16 protein-coding genes are annotated in these 15,295 nt (G+C 75.2%); 7 read left to right on the top strand and 9 right to left on the bottom strand.

Annotation, left to right across the window (positions count from 1 at the left end; all coding sequences use genetic code 11):
* Nucleotides 1-63: 63 nt before the first annotated feature.
* The 3 genes from ACWGKI_RS18565 to ACWGKI_RS18555 all read right to left on the bottom strand — a co-directional run bounded on the left by ACWGKI_RS18565 (nucleotide 64) and on the right by ACWGKI_RS18555 (nucleotide 2,849).
* On the bottom strand, nucleotides 64-1,587 hold the full coding sequence (locus ACWGKI_RS18565; protein WP_452188980.1) for a hypothetical protein: 1,524 nt from the start codon (nucleotides 1,585-1,587) through the stop codon (nucleotides 64-66).
* Nucleotides 1,584-2,225, bottom strand: coding sequence for a SigE family RNA polymerase sigma factor (locus ACWGKI_RS18560; RefSeq protein WP_452188978.1), 642 nt, complete (start codon nucleotides 2,223-2,225; stop codon nucleotides 1,584-1,586). Before ACWGKI_RS18560 ends, ACWGKI_RS18565 begins: the two co-directional genes overlap by 4 nt.
* A gap of 69 nt (nucleotides 2,226-2,294) precedes the next feature.
* On the bottom strand, nucleotides 2,295-2,849 hold the full coding sequence (locus tag ACWGKI_RS18555; protein WP_452188976.1) for a GNAT family N-acetyltransferase: 555 nt from the start codon (nucleotides 2,847-2,849) through the stop codon (nucleotides 2,295-2,297).
* A gap of 93 nt (nucleotides 2,850-2,942) precedes the next feature.
* Here ACWGKI_RS18555 and ACWGKI_RS18550 point away from each other — a divergent pair, with 93 nt between their 5' ends.
* Nucleotides 2,943-4,085 carry a GNAT family N-acetyltransferase gene (locus ACWGKI_RS18550; protein ID WP_452188974.1) on the top strand — a complete coding sequence of 381 codons (1,143 nt, stop codon included), beginning with the start codon at nucleotides 2,943-2,945 and terminating at the stop codon, nucleotides 4,083-4,085.
* A gap of 67 nt (nucleotides 4,086-4,152) precedes the next feature.
* Here the strand turns inward: ACWGKI_RS18550 and ACWGKI_RS18545 are convergent, their stop codons facing one another.
* The 3 genes from ACWGKI_RS18545 to ACWGKI_RS18535 are packed head-to-tail and all read right to left on the bottom strand — an operon-like array spanning nucleotide 4,153 to nucleotide 6,739.
* Complete coding sequence (locus tag ACWGKI_RS18545; protein ID WP_452188972.1) at nucleotides 4,153-4,815, bottom strand: MBL fold metallo-hydrolase; 663 nt, start codon at nucleotides 4,813-4,815, stop codon at nucleotides 4,153-4,155.
* An 18-nt stretch (nucleotides 4,816-4,833) separates the two neighbouring features.
* The gene (locus tag ACWGKI_RS18540; RefSeq protein WP_380244175.1) at nucleotides 4,834-5,730 is read right to left on the bottom strand and encodes an alpha/beta fold hydrolase; all 897 of its coding nucleotides are present in this window, start codon (nucleotides 5,728-5,730) and stop codon (nucleotides 4,834-4,836) included.
* Nucleotides 5,731-5,776: 46 nt separating this feature from the next.
* Nucleotides 5,777-6,739 (bottom strand): endonuclease/exonuclease/phosphatase family protein, encoded by a 963-nt coding sequence (locus ACWGKI_RS18535; RefSeq protein WP_452188970.1) that lies wholly within the window; start codon nucleotides 6,737-6,739, stop codon nucleotides 5,777-5,779.
* 161 nt (nucleotides 6,740-6,900) lie between these two features.
* On the opposite strand from ACWGKI_RS18535, the gene ACWGKI_RS18530 reads away from it, so the two are divergent.
* The 3 genes from ACWGKI_RS18530 to ACWGKI_RS18520 all read left to right on the top strand — a co-directional run bounded on the left by ACWGKI_RS18530 (nucleotide 6,901) and on the right by ACWGKI_RS18520 (nucleotide 10,400).
* Nucleotides 6,901-7,464 (top strand): hemerythrin domain-containing protein, encoded by a 564-nt coding sequence (locus ACWGKI_RS18530; RefSeq protein WP_452188968.1) that lies wholly within the window; start codon nucleotides 6,901-6,903, stop codon nucleotides 7,462-7,464.
* Nucleotides 7,465-7,564: 100 nt separating this feature from the next.
* Nucleotides 7,565-7,990 carry a DUF3817 domain-containing protein gene (locus ACWGKI_RS18525; protein ID WP_452188966.1) on the top strand — a complete coding sequence of 142 codons (426 nt, stop codon included), beginning with the start codon at nucleotides 7,565-7,567 and terminating at the stop codon, nucleotides 7,988-7,990.
* Nucleotides 7,991-8,072: 82 nt separating this feature from the next.
* Nucleotides 8,073-10,400 (top strand): 5'-nucleotidase C-terminal domain-containing protein, encoded by a 2,328-nt coding sequence (locus ACWGKI_RS18520; protein WP_452188964.1) that lies wholly within the window; start codon nucleotides 8,073-8,075, stop codon nucleotides 10,398-10,400.
* A gap of 93 nt (nucleotides 10,401-10,493) precedes the next feature.
* On the opposite strand, the gene ACWGKI_RS18515 is transcribed toward ACWGKI_RS18520, so the two are convergent.
* Nucleotides 10,494-10,913 carry a winged helix-turn-helix transcriptional regulator gene (locus ACWGKI_RS18515; RefSeq protein WP_380244170.1) on the bottom strand — a complete coding sequence of 140 codons (420 nt, stop codon included), beginning with the start codon at nucleotides 10,911-10,913 and terminating at the stop codon, nucleotides 10,494-10,496.
* Between the two features lie 141 nt (nucleotides 10,914-11,054).
* On the opposite strand from ACWGKI_RS18515, the gene ACWGKI_RS18510 reads away from it, so the two are divergent.
* Nucleotides 11,055-11,420: a DoxX family protein gene (locus ACWGKI_RS18510; protein WP_380244169.1), complete on the top strand. Its 366-nt coding sequence runs from the start codon at nucleotides 11,055-11,057 to the stop codon at nucleotides 11,418-11,420.
* Between the two features lie 3 nt (nucleotides 11,421-11,423).
* On the opposite strand, the gene ACWGKI_RS18505 is transcribed toward ACWGKI_RS18510, so the two are convergent.
* Together ACWGKI_RS18505 and ACWGKI_RS18500 are read right to left on the bottom strand one after the other, a co-directional pair.
* On the bottom strand, nucleotides 11,424-12,332 hold the full coding sequence (locus ACWGKI_RS18505; RefSeq protein ID WP_452188962.1) for a hypothetical protein: 909 nt from the start codon (nucleotides 12,330-12,332) through the stop codon (nucleotides 11,424-11,426).
* A 64-nt stretch (nucleotides 12,333-12,396) separates the two neighbouring features.
* Nucleotides 12,397-12,942, bottom strand: coding sequence for an Lrp/AsnC family transcriptional regulator (locus tag ACWGKI_RS18500; RefSeq protein WP_452188960.1), 546 nt, complete (start codon nucleotides 12,940-12,942; stop codon nucleotides 12,397-12,399).
* A 111-nt stretch (nucleotides 12,943-13,053) separates the two neighbouring features.
* Between ACWGKI_RS18500 and ddaH the strand changes: the two genes are divergently transcribed.
* Both ddaH and ACWGKI_RS18490 read left to right on the top strand, forming a co-directional pair.
* Nucleotides 13,054-14,004 carry a dimethylargininase gene (gene ddaH / locus ACWGKI_RS18495; RefSeq protein WP_452188958.1) on the top strand — a complete coding sequence of 317 codons (951 nt, stop codon included), beginning with the start codon at nucleotides 13,054-13,056 and terminating at the stop codon, nucleotides 14,002-14,004.
* Complete coding sequence (locus ACWGKI_RS18490) at nucleotides 14,001-15,191, top strand: ornithine cyclodeaminase (RefSeq protein ID WP_452188956.1); 1,191 nt, start codon at nucleotides 14,001-14,003, stop codon at nucleotides 15,189-15,191. Before ddaH ends, ACWGKI_RS18490 begins: the two co-directional genes overlap by 4 nt.
* Nucleotides 15,192-15,295 lie beyond the last annotated feature (104 nt).

Raw genomic sequence — 15,295 nt, 5'->3', positions numbered from 1 at the left:
GTTCGGTCTCGTCCGCGCGCAGGACGAGACCGAACCGCTACGTCGACGACGACCGACGCCGTCTTAGTTGCCGGTCACCCGGAGCGACCGCACGAGGTTGCCGAACCGCTCCTGCGAGGCCGCACCGCGGGGGCCGCTGTACGACAGGACCACCGCGTCGTCGCCGCGTCGGAGCTCCACCGTTCCCAGGAAGCACGGCAGCCCCTCGGACGTGACGTCGTCGCCCAGCCGGACCACGACGGCGTCCGCGCCCGGGACGTCGTACCGGTACCCGGCTGTCGGGACGGCATCGAGGGCGTCCCCCGGCTCGGTCACGGCCGTGACCGTCTCCCGCGGCCCGCCCGCCGACCAGTCGACCCCGTCCGGCGGCGGCACCTGCGCCCACCCGGGCGGCAGCGCCAGCCGCAGCCCCAGCACGCCCGACGACGTCTCGCGCCACCCGGCGGGGACGGCCGACGTCGGCAGCTCCGGCAGGTCCTGCGCACCCGGCACCCGCTCCGCCTCGGCGGCGAAGCCCAGCGTCCCCAGGAGCTGCAGCGCCAGGGCGCGCCCGTCGGCGGTGGCGGGCGTCTCGACCGTCACGACGTACCCGCGCCCGCCGGCACGTCGCACGTGCGCGGTGGCGCGCTCGACGCCGTCCTCGGACCGGGTCTCGACCTGCACCACGTCCGCGCCGTCGAGCGGGAAGGTGGACGCCGGGTCGAGGGGCGACGACGCGATCGAGCCGGGCCACGCCGCGAACTCGGCGGCCTGCCGGACCGTCAGGGACGCCGACCCGTCGGCGTTCGCGGACCGCGTCTCGGACCCGGCGGGGAACGCCTCGGCGACGCCACGGTCGTCGGCCCAGCCGCGAGGCGCCGCGTACTCCAGCCCGGCGAGCTCCGCCGTCCGCCAGCCGTCCGGGACCCCGGCCACGAACCCCTCGAGCGGCCGCAGCTCCGCCACGCCCTCCGCCGACGGCAGGGGCGGGGCGTCCTCGTCCACGGACACCGATCGCACGAGGTCGGTGAACAGGTCCTCGCCCTCGTCCGCGTCCCGCCACACCAGGGTCACCTGCACCACGTCGCCGGTCTCGCTGACGACCTGCAGCGTGCCGTCGAAGTCCTGCACCATGCTCGGGACGTCGGAGAAGTCCTGCGTGACGTACCGCGCCGACCGCGCACCCGGGACGTCGACGTCCACGGGCGTGAGCCCGGAGCCGGTCGGCACCAGCGCCAGGTCGTCCGCGGGCTGGACCTGGACGAAGCTCTGCTCGCCCTCGTCCCGGTCGTCCTCCCAGACCCCGGCGGTGGTCGGCTCGAGGCCAGGCGGCACCGCCAGCCGCACCCCGCCGACGGCCACGGGGGTCCAGCCCGCCGGGACGTCGTGCGCCGCGGGGTCGATCGTCGTCGTGCCGCCCGGGAGCAGCCCCGCGCCCGCGACGACGCCCACGGCGGCGAGCGCCCCGACGCCGGTCAGCGCGGCGCGCCGTGCCCGGACGCGCCGCACCGCGCGGCGCCCCATGGCCGCGCCGTCGAGCCCGGTCACCGGTCCCACCTGGCCGGCGGCGTGCTGGAGCTCTGCCAGAAAGTCGTCCTGGAGGGTCATCGGACCGTCCCCTTCCTCGTCGTCGCGGTCGGTGCGGTCGGTGCGGTCGGTGCGGTCGGTGTGGTCGTTGTGGTGCCGTGCGTGCCCTCCGCACCCAGCAGCCGGCGCAGTCGCGCCAGCCCGCGGGACCCGCCCGACTTCACCGCGCCCACCGAGATCCCCAGCTCGTCGGCGGTCTGTGCCTCCGAGCAGTCGAGGAGGTAGCGCAGGACGACGACGCGGCGCTGGCCCTCGGGCAGCTCCCGCAGCGCGCGCACCAGCTGGTCGCGGTCCACCACGGTGCGGGTCGCGTCGGGCTCGGGGGCGGGGCGCAGGTCCGCCGGGTCGGACAGCACGTCGTGGCGCGTGCGGCGCCAGCCGTCGATGCGCGCCGTGGCGAGGACGCGGCGCGCGTACGCGAACGGGTCGCCGTCGCCGACCCGTCCCCAGGCGCGGTAGGTCCGTTCGAGCGCGAGCTGGACCAGGTCGCCCGCGCGGTGCTCGTCCCCGCACAGGAGGTAGGCGATCCGGGAGAGGGCGGGCGTGCTCGCTGCGGCGAACGCCGTGAAGCGTTCCGCCGCGGTCTGGCCCGCCGCCACGACCTGGACGCGTTCGTCGCTCGTCTCGCCGACGAGCGTCGGGACGCCGTGACTCGTCATGGGTACCGCCTGCGTCGTGTCTGCATGGACCATAGACGCCGCCGACGGCCGGGAGGTTGCCCCGGAGGGTCAGGGAGTCGTGCGGTCCGTGGCGAGGAGGCCGTAGACGAGGGTGTCCGTCCACTCGCCCTTGGACCACCAGTCGGCGCGCAGGTGCCCCTCGCGCCGCATGCCGACCCGCTCGCAGAGCCGCGCGGACGCCTCGTTGCGGGCGTCGAGCTGCGCGACGACGCGGTGCATGCCGTAGAAGTCGAACGCGAGGTCGAGGACGGCGCGCACCGCCTCGGTCGCGAAGCCCTGGCCGGTGTGGCCGGGATGGAAGACCCAGCCGATCTCGCCCCGGGAGACCGTGTCGCCCGTCGTCCACAGGGCGACGTCGCCGACGACCTGACCGTCGTGCTCCACGACCAGCGCGAGGGCGGAGCCGGGCTCGTCGATCGTCGTGCGGGCGAGACGCTTGGCGAGCTGCGCCTCCGCGACCTCCGGCGTCCACGGCTCCTCGAGCAGGTAGCGGGCCACGTCGGGGTCGGCGTAGTAGGCGAGCAGGGGCTCGAGGTCCTCCGCGCGGTGCGCGCGCAGGACCAGTCGGCCCGTGGTCACCGGCAGCGGGGTCTCGGTCGTCACGGTCAGGCACCCTACGCGTCGCGGCGCGGGACGCGCGAAGGGAAGCCGCGGAAATGCGTGGCGCGGCGGGGATCCAGGGCGCACCGTGGGCCCATGAGCACTCCCGCGACCACCCCGACGTGGCGCCTCCTCGAACCGCCCCGCGCGGACCGTCTCGACGCCCCCGACGCGTGGGCGTACCACGGCATCGCCGCGGTGGAGCGGGAGGTGGCGCTCGCCGACCTCGGCCACGACGACTTCCCGCCGCGCGCCGTCGACATCCTGGTGGGCGACCTCCACCCGGAGCGCGCCCGGCGGTACCGGTGGGTCGCCGTGGAGGGCGACGACGGCGCGCCCCGCGTCGTCGGGCACGGCGTGCTGCTGCTGCCCGTGACGGACAACCGCCATCTCGCCGTCGTGCGGATCGCCGTGCTGCCCTCGCACCGCCGGCGGGGGATCGGCTCGGCCATCGCGGACCGGCTGCGCCGGGTCGCGCTCACGGAGGGCCGCACCACGGTCTTCGCGGAGGTGGAGTTCGCCGCCGAGCCGCCGGCGGACGCCCCCGACGCGCTGGCTCCCGCCGAGGGGGCCGGCCACGTGTCCGCCGACCTTCCCGGGATGCGGTTCGCGCGCCGCGCGGGCCTGCGGCTGGAGATCGTGAGCCGGCGCTCCGTGCTGGACACCCCGCTGCCGGACGGCGTCGTCGACGGGTTCGTCGCCGAGGCCGCGGCGCACGCCGGCGACGCCTACCGGGTGCACACCTGGCAGGACCCGGCACCGCAGGAGTGGGTGGCGCAGCTCGCCGGGCTGGAGCAGAAGCTCTCCGAGGACGAGCCGAACGGCGGCCTCGCGCTGGAGGTCGAGCGGTGGGACGAAGAGCGGATCCGCGAGGAGGAGGCGAAGCGCGCCGAGCGCGGCAAGAGCGGCCTCGTCGCCGTCGCGGAGCACGTCGCCACGGGCACGCTGGCGGGCATGACGCTGCTCGTCTTCGCGCACGACCGCCCGGAGCTCACGGACCAGGACAGCACGGTCGTGCTGCCGGAGCACCGCGGGCACCGGCTCGGGATGCTGCTCAAGGCGGTGAACCTGCGCGAGCACGCGCGGCTGCGCCCCGGCACCCGGCGCATCTCCACCTGGAACAACGAGACCAACGGGCCGATGCTGGCCATCAACACGGCCCTGGGGTTCCGCCCGGCGGGCGGCTCGGCGGAGCTGCAGGCGACCCTGGCCGACGTGGTGCCGTTGAGCCGTACCTGAACCCCGGCGCCGAGGCCAGGGGAGCGGGCCAGGGGAGCGGCTCAGGGGAGCGGCGCAGTGGAGCGGCTCAGGGGAGCGGGACCTCGAGGGGCTCGCCGGGTGCGAGCCGCCGGTACCGCGCGCCGCCCAGCCCACCCGCGACGCGGTCGACGAGCGCGAGGCCGGCGTCGTTGAGGATCGCGTCGTGGATCGGGACGGCGACCCGCGGGGCCACCTGCCGCAGGTAGTCGACCGACTCGGAGAGCTTGAGCCACGGCGCGGCCACCGGCAGGGCCAGCACCTCCACCCGCGCCCCCGCGGGCGGGGGCGTGAACGAGTCGCCGGGGTGGAGGACGACGCCGTCGACGAGGTAGGCGACGTTGGCGGGCGGCGGCAGGTCCGGGTGGATGGTCGCGTGCACGTGGCCCACCGCCTGGACGGCGAAGCCCGCGGCGTCGAACGACGCACCACCGTCGACGGCGTGCAGGCGGTCGGCGGGCGCACCGGCGTCGGTCAGCTGCTCGACGACGGACGCCGGGGCCCACAGCTCCAGCGCCGGGTCGTCGGTGAGCGCCGCCGCGACGCGCGGCACGTCCACGTGGTCCGGGTGCTCGTGCGTGACGAGGACGGCGTCGGCGCCCGCCAGGACGCGCGGGTCGGTGAACGTGCCCGGGTCGACGACGAGGGTGCGTCCGTCCCGCTCCAGGCGGATCCCGGCGTGGCCCCAGGCGGTCAGGGTGAGGGAAGGCATGCCGTCATCCTCCACCCGCTACGGCTCGTCGCGCTCCCGGGTGTGCTCGACCAGGGCAGGCAGCAGCACCTCCCACGAGGACGGCGGCGGCACCTGGTGACCCACGCCGTCGAGCAGCAGCAGCCGCGCGCCGGGGATCTCCGCGGCCAGCGCGGCGCCGTGGCCGGGGAACAGCGGGTCCTCGCGGCCGTGCACGACGAGCGTCGGGACGCCGACGTCGGCGAGGGTGCCCGCGAACGGGGCACCGGGCTCGGCCGCGAAGTGGTTGGTCCCGGCGGTCGGGTCGGTCGAGCGCTCGACGGCGCGGGCGGCGACGGCGCGGGTGCGCGACTCGTCGAAGTCGCCCCGGCCGGTGAGCGCGCGGTCCTCCGCGACGGCGGCGTCGACCAGCGCGGCGGTGTCGGCGGGGTCGGGGGAGGGGCCGTCCCAGAGGCCGTGCAGCTCGGGCGCCGACGGCGGGAGGTCCGCGTCGCCAGGGCCGCGGACGGCGCGGCTGGTGGCGACCAGCGTGAGGCCCGCGACGCGGTCCGGATGCTCGAGCGCGAGCTCCTGGGCGATGACGCCGCCCATCGACAGACCCACGAGGTGCGCCCGGGCGACGCCCAGGTCGTCGAGCACCCGCAGGGCGTCCTCCGCGAGGTCCCGGCCGGTGTAGTCCGGCGCGCCGGGCGGGCAGGTGGTGGACCGGCCCGTGTCGCGGTGGTCGTACCGCACGACGTGCCGGCCCCGCTCCGCGAGGGCCGCGCACAGGTCCGCCGGCCACCAGTCCATCGGTGACCCGACGCCTCCGACCAGCAGGACCGTGGGGTCGGCGGGGTCGCCGACGGACTGGTAGCACAGGCGGACGCCGTCGACGTCGGCGAACCGTTCCGGGCCGAGGGAGTCGCCGTCGGCGGGCCCGAGGTGTCGTGTCATTCCTGGTCGACGCCGCGGGCCCGCCGAACTCATCGCTGGACGGCGTTCACGCGAGGCGCAGCAGCGCCTGCACGGGGGTGTGGTCGCTGGGGTAGCGGCCGTCCTTCGTCCAGGTGTTGATGGTCGCGGCGAGCACCTCGGTGCCCGGGGTGGCGAGGACCCAGTCGATGCGGTCCCCGCCGGGCACGGGCGTGCCGTAGTTCGGGAACGACCCGACCTCCGGGGTGAGCTGCGTCGCCGCGGCGCGCCAGGTGTCGAGCAGCCCGCCGTCGGTGACGAGGACGTCGTACGGGGCGGACCGTTCCGCGGCGGCGTTGCAGTCCGCCGTGAAGACGACGGGCAGCCCGAAGCCGGCCGCGAGGTCGCGCACCACCTCGGCGCTGCGCACGCGCGCGTTCTCCGACTGGTGGTCGAAGTGCGAGTTCACGTGCACGAACTCGGTGCCGGTGCGCTCGTCGCGGAAGCGGGCCCAGGTGACGATGCGGGTCACCGAGTTGCCCCACGTGGCGGAGCCGATGACGTCCGGGGTGTCGGACAGCCAGAACTGGTCCCACCACAGCAGCGTGAGGCGCCGCGCGTCGTAGAAGATCGCGGAGTGCTCGCCGTCCGCGCCGCCCGAGCGGCCGTAACCGACGGTGCGGTAGTGCTTGCCCAGCCCGTCCTCGACGGCGACGAGCTGCTGGAACTCGGCCTCCTGGACCCCGAGGATCGTCGGCTGCTCCAGGGCGAGGAACGCGCTGACGAGCGGGGCGCGGTCCGGCCAGTGGTCCGGTTCGCCGGGGTGCGTCGCGTCCTCGCGGTCCAGGCGGATGTTGAAGCTCATCGCGTGCAGGGTGGAGCCCCGGGCCGGGCCGATCAGCGCGCCCTGGCGCGGGCGGGTGGCGGTCGTGGCCGCGGCCGCGCCGGGGGCGGCGAGGGCGCCCGCGACGCCCAGGGCGCCGAGGGTCCCGGCGGCGGCCAGGGCGCCGCGGCGGGTGACGCCGGCGGGTGCGGAGCTGCGGTGGTCCATGTCGTCCTCCAGAAGGTGGCTGGCAAGGGTCGTCCGTTGCCCGACCATCCCATCGGGAGCACATGACCGCTCGACGGACGGGAGGTGGACGGCGGACGACGGCGCCGTGACCAGGGCCTCGCCCGCCGCGCGTCGCCGGCCCGCACTAGGGTCGTCGCATCGTGCCGAACCCCGACCCCACCCCGAACCCGAACCCGAACCTGAACCCGGACCCCGGTCCCGTCACCGACCCGTCGTCCGACACCGCCCGCCTCGTCGCCTGGGGCCAGGAGCTGCGCACCGTGCACGCCCGCCTGCGCGACGCCATGGAGGTGGCCCGCGAGGCCGTCTCCGACGCCGAGGCCCTCGGCGCGACAGCTGACCCGCGCCACCGGCTCGGCCTGCACTGCCATGGCTTCTGCCAGGCCCTCGAAGGCCACCACCGCGGCGAGGACAACAACGTCTTCACCACCCTGCTCGACCTGCGCCCCGACCTCACGGGCGTCGTCGCCGAGCTGCAGCGCGACCACCGGACGCTGGACCACCTGCTCGGCGAGCTCGCCCGTGCCGTCGACGCCCAGGCCGACGCCGCCACCCTCGAGCGGCACCTGGACGGCATCGACGCCGTCATGGAGACGCACTTCCGGTACGAGGAGAAGCGGCTGGTCGAGGTGCTCGACGAGCCGGCCGTCGCGGCGGCGCTCGCGGGCACCGACCGGCGCGCAGCGCTGGGCCCGCTCGCCTGACTCCCACCGTCGTGACCCGACGCGGCGTCATCTCGTCGGAGGGGTGAGCAGCGGTCGTCGTGCAGACTGGCCCGACCGCCCGCCCGACGAGAGGTCCGCCATGCCTGCCACACCTGCCATGCCCGACACGTCCCCCGCCCGCCAGCCCCTGTCCGTCGTGGGCCGGGTGTTCGCCGTCGTCGCCGTGGTCGAGGCGTTCACCTGGGCAGGCCTGCTGGTCGGCATGTTCCTCAAGTACGTCACGGAGTCCACCGAGGCGGGGGTCTGGCTGTTCGGCCGGCTGCACGGCGCGGCGTTCGTGGCGTACGTCGTGGTCACGCTGGTCGCGGCGGTGCGGCTGCGGTGGGGCTGGTTCCGCACGCTGGTGGCGCTCGCTGCGGCCGTGCCGCCGCTGACCACGCTGCTGGCCGAGCGGTGGCTGCGCCGCACCGGGCACCTGGGCACCACGGTGACCGGGTCTGCGCCCGACGTCGAGCCCGACGTCGAGCCCGACGTCGAGCCCAGGGAGCCGACGACGGTTTCCTGATCGTTACCCCGCGCGCCACGCCGGTGTCGCCGGGCGCCGCTAGCGTGGCCCCGGTCACAACCGCATACCCAGGAGCGCACCCATGTCTCTCGCTCGTCCTCCCGCACGCCGGCGGACCGCCGGCGTCACGTGCGTGACCCTCGCCTTCGCGGGGATCGCCACCGCCGGCGCGGTGTCCGCCAGCGCCGACCCGATCGTCGACGTCCAGATCCTCGCCACCAACGACTTCCACGGCCGCATCCAGGCGAACGGCACCGAGGCCGGCGCCGCGGTCCTGGCCGGCGCCGTCCAGCAGCTGCGCACCGAGAACCCGAACACCGTGTTCGCGGCGGCGGGCGACCTCATCGGCGCCTCGACCTTCGAGTCGTTCATCCAGCACGACAAGCCCACGATCGACGCCCTCAACGCCGCGGGCCTCGACGTGTCGGCCGTCGGCAACCACGAGCTGGACCAGGGCTACGACGACCTGCTGAACCGGGTGATGGCGCCCTACGACGCCGAGACGAACCCGTACGGCGGCGCGCAGTGGCAGTACGTCGCGGCGAACCTCAAGGTGCGGGCGACGGGCGACGACGCCGTCCCGGCCACGTGGATCAAGGACTTCGGTGACGTGCAGGTCGGCTTCGTCGGCGCCGTCACCGAGGAGCTGCCCGCGCTCGTGAGCCCGGCGGGCATCGCGGACCTCGACGTGCAGAGCATCGTCGAGACCACGAACGAGGAGGCGGACGCCCTCAAGGCCGAGGGTGCCGACGTCGTCGTCCTGCTGGTGCACGAGGGCGCGCAGTCCACGGACTGCGCCTCGATGCCGACGGCGGACAACGCGTTCGCCGACATCGTCAACGACGTCAGCCCCGAGGTCGACGCCATCGTGTCCGGGCACACGCACCTCGCCTACGACTGCAAGTTCCCCGTGGACGAGTGGGCCGGCCGCGCCGTGACGGAGCGGCCCGTGGTCTCCGCAGGCCAGTACGGCTACAACCTCAACCAGCTCGTGTACTCCGTCGACGCGGCGACGGGCGACGTCGCCGGCGTCCGGACGGCCGTCCTGCCGCTGGCGGGCAACTACCCGGCCGACCCCGCCGTCACCACGATCGTGTCGGACGCCGTGAAGCAGGGCGACGTGCTCGGCGCGGAGCCGCTCGGCCAGATCGGCGGCGCGTTCAACCGCGCCAAGCTCTCGTCGGGCGCGGAGAACCGGGGCGGCGAGTCCACGCTCGGCAACCTGGTGGCCGAGGTGCAGCGGTGGGCCACCGAGGCCCCGGAGTCGGGCGCGGCGCAGATCGCGTTCATGAACCCGGGCGGCCTGCGCGCCGACATGGTCGGCACCGGCACGGGCGCGTTCCCGCGCACCCTCACCTACAAGCAGGCGGCTCTGGTGCAGCCGTTCGCCAACACGCTCGTCAACATGAGCCTCACGGGCGCGCAGATCAAGACCGTCCTCGAGCAGCAGTGGCAGCGCGACAAGGACGGGAACGTGCCGACGCGCCCGTTCCTGCGCCTCGGCGTCTCCGACGGCTTCCGGTACACGTTCGACGCGAACCGGCCGGAGGGCGACCGGATCACCGGCATGTGGCTCGACGGCGTGGCGCTCGACCCGGCCGCGTCGTACTCGGTCACGGCGAACTCGTTCCTCGCGGCCGGCGGGGACAACTTCCGGGCCTTCGCGGGCGGGGCGAACGCGCGTGACACCGGCAAGGCGGACCTGTCGGCGTTCGTCGACTACATGGCGTCGCACACGGCTGACGGCCCGCTGGCCGTGGACCCGAGCCAGCGCGCCGTCGGCGTCTCGTTCCCCGCGGACGCGCCCGCGGCGTACGCGCCCGGCGACACCGTGGCCTTCGACGTCTCCTCCTGGTCGATGTCCGCGCCGGGCGACGTCACCGACCCCGAGCTCACCGTCTCCCTCGGGGACACGGTGCTCGGCACGGCCCCCGTCACGACCACCGCGGGCACCACGCCCGACGACGCGATCGGGACCGCGTCGGTGTCCGTCCAGCTCCCGGCCGACGCCCCTGCGGGTGGGGCCACGCTCACGCTGACGGGCGCCGCGACCGGGACCGAGGTGACGGTGCCGATCGAGGTGACCGAGCCGGCGAAGGCCACGCCGACCCTGACGGTGCGCGCCCCGAAGACGGTCGTTGCATGGCTCCAGCCGGCGCGCATCGACGTATCGGTGGACACCCCGGACGGCACCCCGACCGGCAAGGTCACCGCCACGATCAAGGGCAAGCGGGTCGACGTCGACACCCTGAACCGGAAGGGCGACGCACGGCTGTGGGTCGGGCCGTTCAAGCCGGGCACCGTCGAGGTGGAGCTGCACTACTCGGGCGACGACACCACCGAGGCCGCCACGACCACCACGACCATCAAGGTCAAGAGCCTGTGGGACGTCATCCTCGGCGGGCTCTGACCGGGCGCTGACCGGGCGATGACCGGGCGCCCAGGGCTCACCGGCCCTGACGGCCCCGTCTCTGTCGACCCGAGGTGGGCTGGTCCGACCGGATCAGCCCACCTCGGGTCGTGTGCGGCCGGAGCGGGCGGCCTTGCGTGCCGCCCGGGCGTCGAAGCCCTCCCGGTTCGCCTCGATCGCCGGGTTGTTCGCGATCGCCCAGTCGGCGAGGGCGAGCGCAGGGCCGATGAGCGTCGCCCCTACCTCGGTGAGCTCGTACTCGACGCGCGGCGGCACCTCGGCGTAGGCGGTCCGCGTGACGAGCCCGTCCCGCTCCAGGTGGCGGAGCGTCAGGGTCAGCATGCGCTGCGAGATGCCCGGGATGCGTCGCTGCAGGTCGGTGAACCGCAGGCGTCCGTCGTCGAGCGTCGCGACGACCAGCAGCGTCCACTTGTCGGCCACGCGGTCCAGGACCCCGCGGATCGCGCGTCCCCGGTCGCCGCGGATCTTGCACGTGTCCTCGTAGTGCGACATGACCGTCCCCTCGTGCCTGACGAACACCGGTGTGCCTTTTGTACCCCCTCCGATGCTCACGCATGATGCGGCTACGCACCAGCAGTAACCATCGCACCGTAGCCATCGCACCCCCGGGGCGCCGGAGAGTCGGAGACCACCATGACCGTCGCCTACTGGATCGTCGCCGCCCTGCTGGCCGTCTTCTACGGCTACGCGGGAAGCAAGAAGGTGCTGCAGAGCAGGGAACGGCTGCGCCCCATGATGGGCTGGGTCGACACGATCCCCCTGCCCGCCGTCCGGGCGATCGGGGCGGTCGAGCTCCTCGGGGCGGTCGGCCTGCTGCTGCCCCCGCTCGTGGGCGTCGCGCCGTGGCTCGCCCTCGTCGCGGCGGCCGGGTTCGTCGTCCTCCAGGTCGGGGCCGCGGCGCTGCACCTGTCCCGCGACGAGGCGCGCCTCGTCGGGCTGAACGTCGCCCTCGTGGTGCTCGCCGGGATCGCGACCTGGCTCGCCACCGTCTGGGTCTGACCGCTACCAGCCGCAGGCGTCGTGCACGAGGTCGTACGTCGCGGCGCGCTGGTCGTCCGTCATCGGCACGTAGATCTCCGGCTGCGGGCGGCCGTCCACCTCGGCGTGCACGGGCAGGAAGGTGCCGCGCTTGTCCTCCGCCACGACGTGCGGGTCGCAGCGCGCCGGGACGAGGTCGAGCACGACCTGCCCGTCCGCCTGGCCGGCCAGGTCGTCGGCCCCCCAGGCGCGGCCGCGGGCGGGGGAGAGCAGCGTGGTGCCGGCGATCTGCACCAGCCGCACGTCGGGACCGCCGGGCACGGGGTCGACGGCGAGCGTGATGCGGCCGCCCGCGACGACGCCGCCGGAGGTCCGCACCCGGGCGGGCCGGACGTCCGTCACACGGAGCGCGACCCCGGACGCGACGAGCTGCTCCGCGCACGCCTCCGTGCGCACGGCGGCGAGCCGGCCGAGCGGGTCGGTGACGTCGACTTGGACGGCGGTCCCGGCCGTCGGGTCGGCAGGACCCGACGACTCTCCCGCGGTCAGCCGGACGGTCGCCGTCGCGACCGGTGTCGTCTGGGCCGCCGCGCCGGCCAGGGCCTCCGGGCCTGGGCCGTCGCAGTCGACGTCGCCCAGGCGCAGGCGCACGTCGCGCCCCGCCCCGGGGCCGAGCGTCCGCGCCCGCGGGGTGCCGTCGGGACTGCTCGGGCCGTAGCCCGGCACCACCAGCGTGCCGCCGAGCAGCGTCACCGTGCGGTCGGACCCGTTGGTGACGTGCAGCGACGCCCTGCGGTCGGCGTACTGGGTGCGTTCCTGGCGCAGCTCGGCGGTCAGCCTTGGCGCGACGTCGTCGGGCAGCCGGTCCGCGTCGCCGGCGGGCGGCGTGCACGCGGCGAGGGCCAGGACGGCCACGGCCGAGACGGCTGTCATGGCCCCTGCGACGGCGACGGCCGGCAGCCGCAGCACGCCAGGCACGCGGGGCCGGGCGCCCACGTCACGCCTCGCCGTCGGACGGCGTGAGGGGTGTGGCCGGTGCCGGTGCCGGCGCCGTCGGACTCGGGTCCGTCGCGCCGGACCCCGCCCGAGGGGGCCGGTCGATGACCCGGGTCATGACCAGCGACGTGCGCGTCTTGTCCACGCGAGCGCTGCCGCGGATGGCCTCCACGGTGCGTTCCACGTCCGCCATGCCGCCCGCCATGATCTGCACCATCGCGTCGGCCTCGCCGGTGACCGTGTCGACGCGCACGATCTCCGGGATGGTGGCCAGGTCGCGGCGCAGCGTGGCGGGGGAGACGTTGCCACGGCAGAACAGCTCGACGTACGCCTCGACGCCCCAACCCAGCTCCTCCGGCGCCACCCGCACCGTGAACCCGGTGATCTCTCCCCGCGCCAGCATGACGTCCACGCGCCGCTTCACCGCGGGCGCCGACAGGCCCACCTCCGCGCCGATGTCGGCGTAGGTCGCGCGCCCGTCGCGCAACAGGTGCCCGACGATCCGGCGGTTCACCGCGTCCATGGCAGCACCGACACCCTCCACCACCAGCTCATGCTCGGATTCTTCAACCTGCACGCACGATTCGCCAGGTGTGGGCGCAGGACGCGCAACAGATCGCGCGTCGCGCACAACGTCCGGGGCCCTAGCGTCCCGGTCATGACGGCCCTCACACCGACGACGACGTCGGCGCCCCAGCCCGCGCGGACCCCGGAGCGCACCGCGACCCCGCGCCGCTTCCTCATGTGCCCGCCCACCTACTTCGACGTGGTCTACGAGATCAACCCCTGGATGGACCTCGGCGTCCCCGTCGACAGCGGGCGCGCCCTCGCGCAGTGGGAGCGCCTGCGCGCCACCTACGAGGCGTACGGCCACACGGTCGAGGTGATCGACCCCGTGCCCGGGCTGCCGGACATGGTGTACGCCGCGAACGGTGGCGTCGTCGTCGAGGGCCGGGCGCTCGCGGCGCAGTTCACCTACCCGGAACGGCGCCCGGAGGGCGTCGCGTACGCGAAGTGGTTCGCCGGGGCGGGCGAGGGCGTCATCAGCCTCGGCCAGGCGACCGAGCAGAACGAGGGCGAGGGCGACCTGCTGCTCGCCGGCGACGTGATGCTGGCCGGCACCGGGTTCCGCACCTCCCGCGCCGCGCACGCCGAGGTCGCCGCGCTCCTCGGCGTCGAGGTCCTGACGCTCGAGCTCGTGGACCCGCGCTACTACCACCTGGACACCGCGCTGACCGTCCTCGACGCGGGCACCGCGCCCGCCACGATCGCCTACCTGCCCGAGGCGTTCACGCCCGCGTCGCAGGCGGTGCTCGCCGAGCGCTACCCCGACGCCGTCCTCGCGACGCCCGAGGACGCCGCGGTGCTCGGCCTCAACGCCGTCTCCGACGGACGGCACGTGTTCCTCACCGACCGTGCCACCGGGATGCACGCCCGTCTCCGCGAGCGCGGCTTCGAGCCGGTGGGCGTCGACCTGTCCGAGCTGCTCAAGGGCGGCGGCTCCGTGAAGTGCTGCACGCTCGAGCTGCGCCCTGCACCCGCCGGCCCTGCTGAGCCCGCCGACCCTGCTGACCCTGCTGACCCTGCTGACCTGGAGGTCCGCGCATGACGACCGTCCCGTTCCTCGACGTCGCGTCCACCGCGCGATGGGTCGCCCACCGCGGCCCGGAGGCTGTCATCGCCCGCCTCGTCGACGCGCTCGCCACCGACTTCGTGCGCTGGCCCGACCTCGACAAGCGCGCCCGCATCGCGTCCCACTCGCGCGACGGGGTCATCGAGCTCATGCCCGCGAGCGACGACGTCACGTACGGCTTCAAGTTCGTCAACGGCCACCCGCGCAACCCTGTGCGCGGCTTCCAGACGGTGACGGCGTTCGGCGTCCTCGCCGACGTGCGCAACGGGTACCCCACGTTCCTCGCCGAGATGACGCTCCTCACCGCCCTGCGGACGGCGGCGACGTCCGCTCTCGCCGCGCGGTACCTGGCCCGCGCGGGGTCGCGGACCCTCGCCCTGATCGGCGCGGGCTCGCAGTCGGAGTTCCAGGCCCTGGGCATGCGCGCCGCGCTCGGCGTCACGCACCTGCGCGTCTGGGACACCGACCCGGGCGCGCAGGCCAAGCTGGCGCGGCACGCACGCGCTCTCGGCTTCACGGTCCACGAGGCGTCCGACGCGGCGGACGCCGTGACCGGCGCCGACGTCATCACCACCTGCACCGCGGACAAGGCGAACGCGACCGTGCTCACGCACGACATGGTGTTCCGCCTCGCCAACCCCGGCGTGCACGTCAACGCGATCGGCGGGGACTGCCCGGGCAAGACGGAGCTCGACCCGGCGATCCTGCGGGGTGCCGACGTGTACGTCGAGTACGAGCCGCAGACCCGCGTCGAGGGGGAGATCCAGCAGACGCCCGACGTCGCCGTCACCGAGCTGTGGGAGGTCGTGGCCGGCCACCGGGACGGGCGCCGCGGTGCGCCCGCCACCGTCGGCCCGGAGGCGGCGTTCGAACGGCGTGCCGGTGACCGCCGCACGCCCGACGACGCGACGGTGACCGTCTTCGACTCCGTCGGCTTCGCCGTCGAGGACTGGGCCACGTTGCGCTTCGTGCACGACGACGTGCCCGCCGGGCTGCTGCAGCACCTGGACCTCGTCGCCGAGCCCGAGGACCCGAAGGACCTGTACTCGCTCGTGCTCGCCGCGCAGGAGGACGACCGCGCCGAGGAGCGGCACGCCCTCGACCGCCTCATGGGCCTGGCCGGGCGCGGGCACGCGGAGGTGCTGGCGACCGCCCGCGCCTGACGCCCGGACGTCACGGCCCCCCGCGCGGCGGGGCCGGGGCTCCCCGCGGCCCCCGCCCCCGCGGGGGGCGGGCCTAAGCGGCCGGGGGGCCGCGGGACACCCCC

This window comes from Isoptericola sp. NPDC055881 (genome assembly GCF_053615895.1).
The sequence above is the reverse complement of the archived record's forward strand: the minus strand, read 5'-3'. Positions and strand labels throughout refer to the sequence as shown.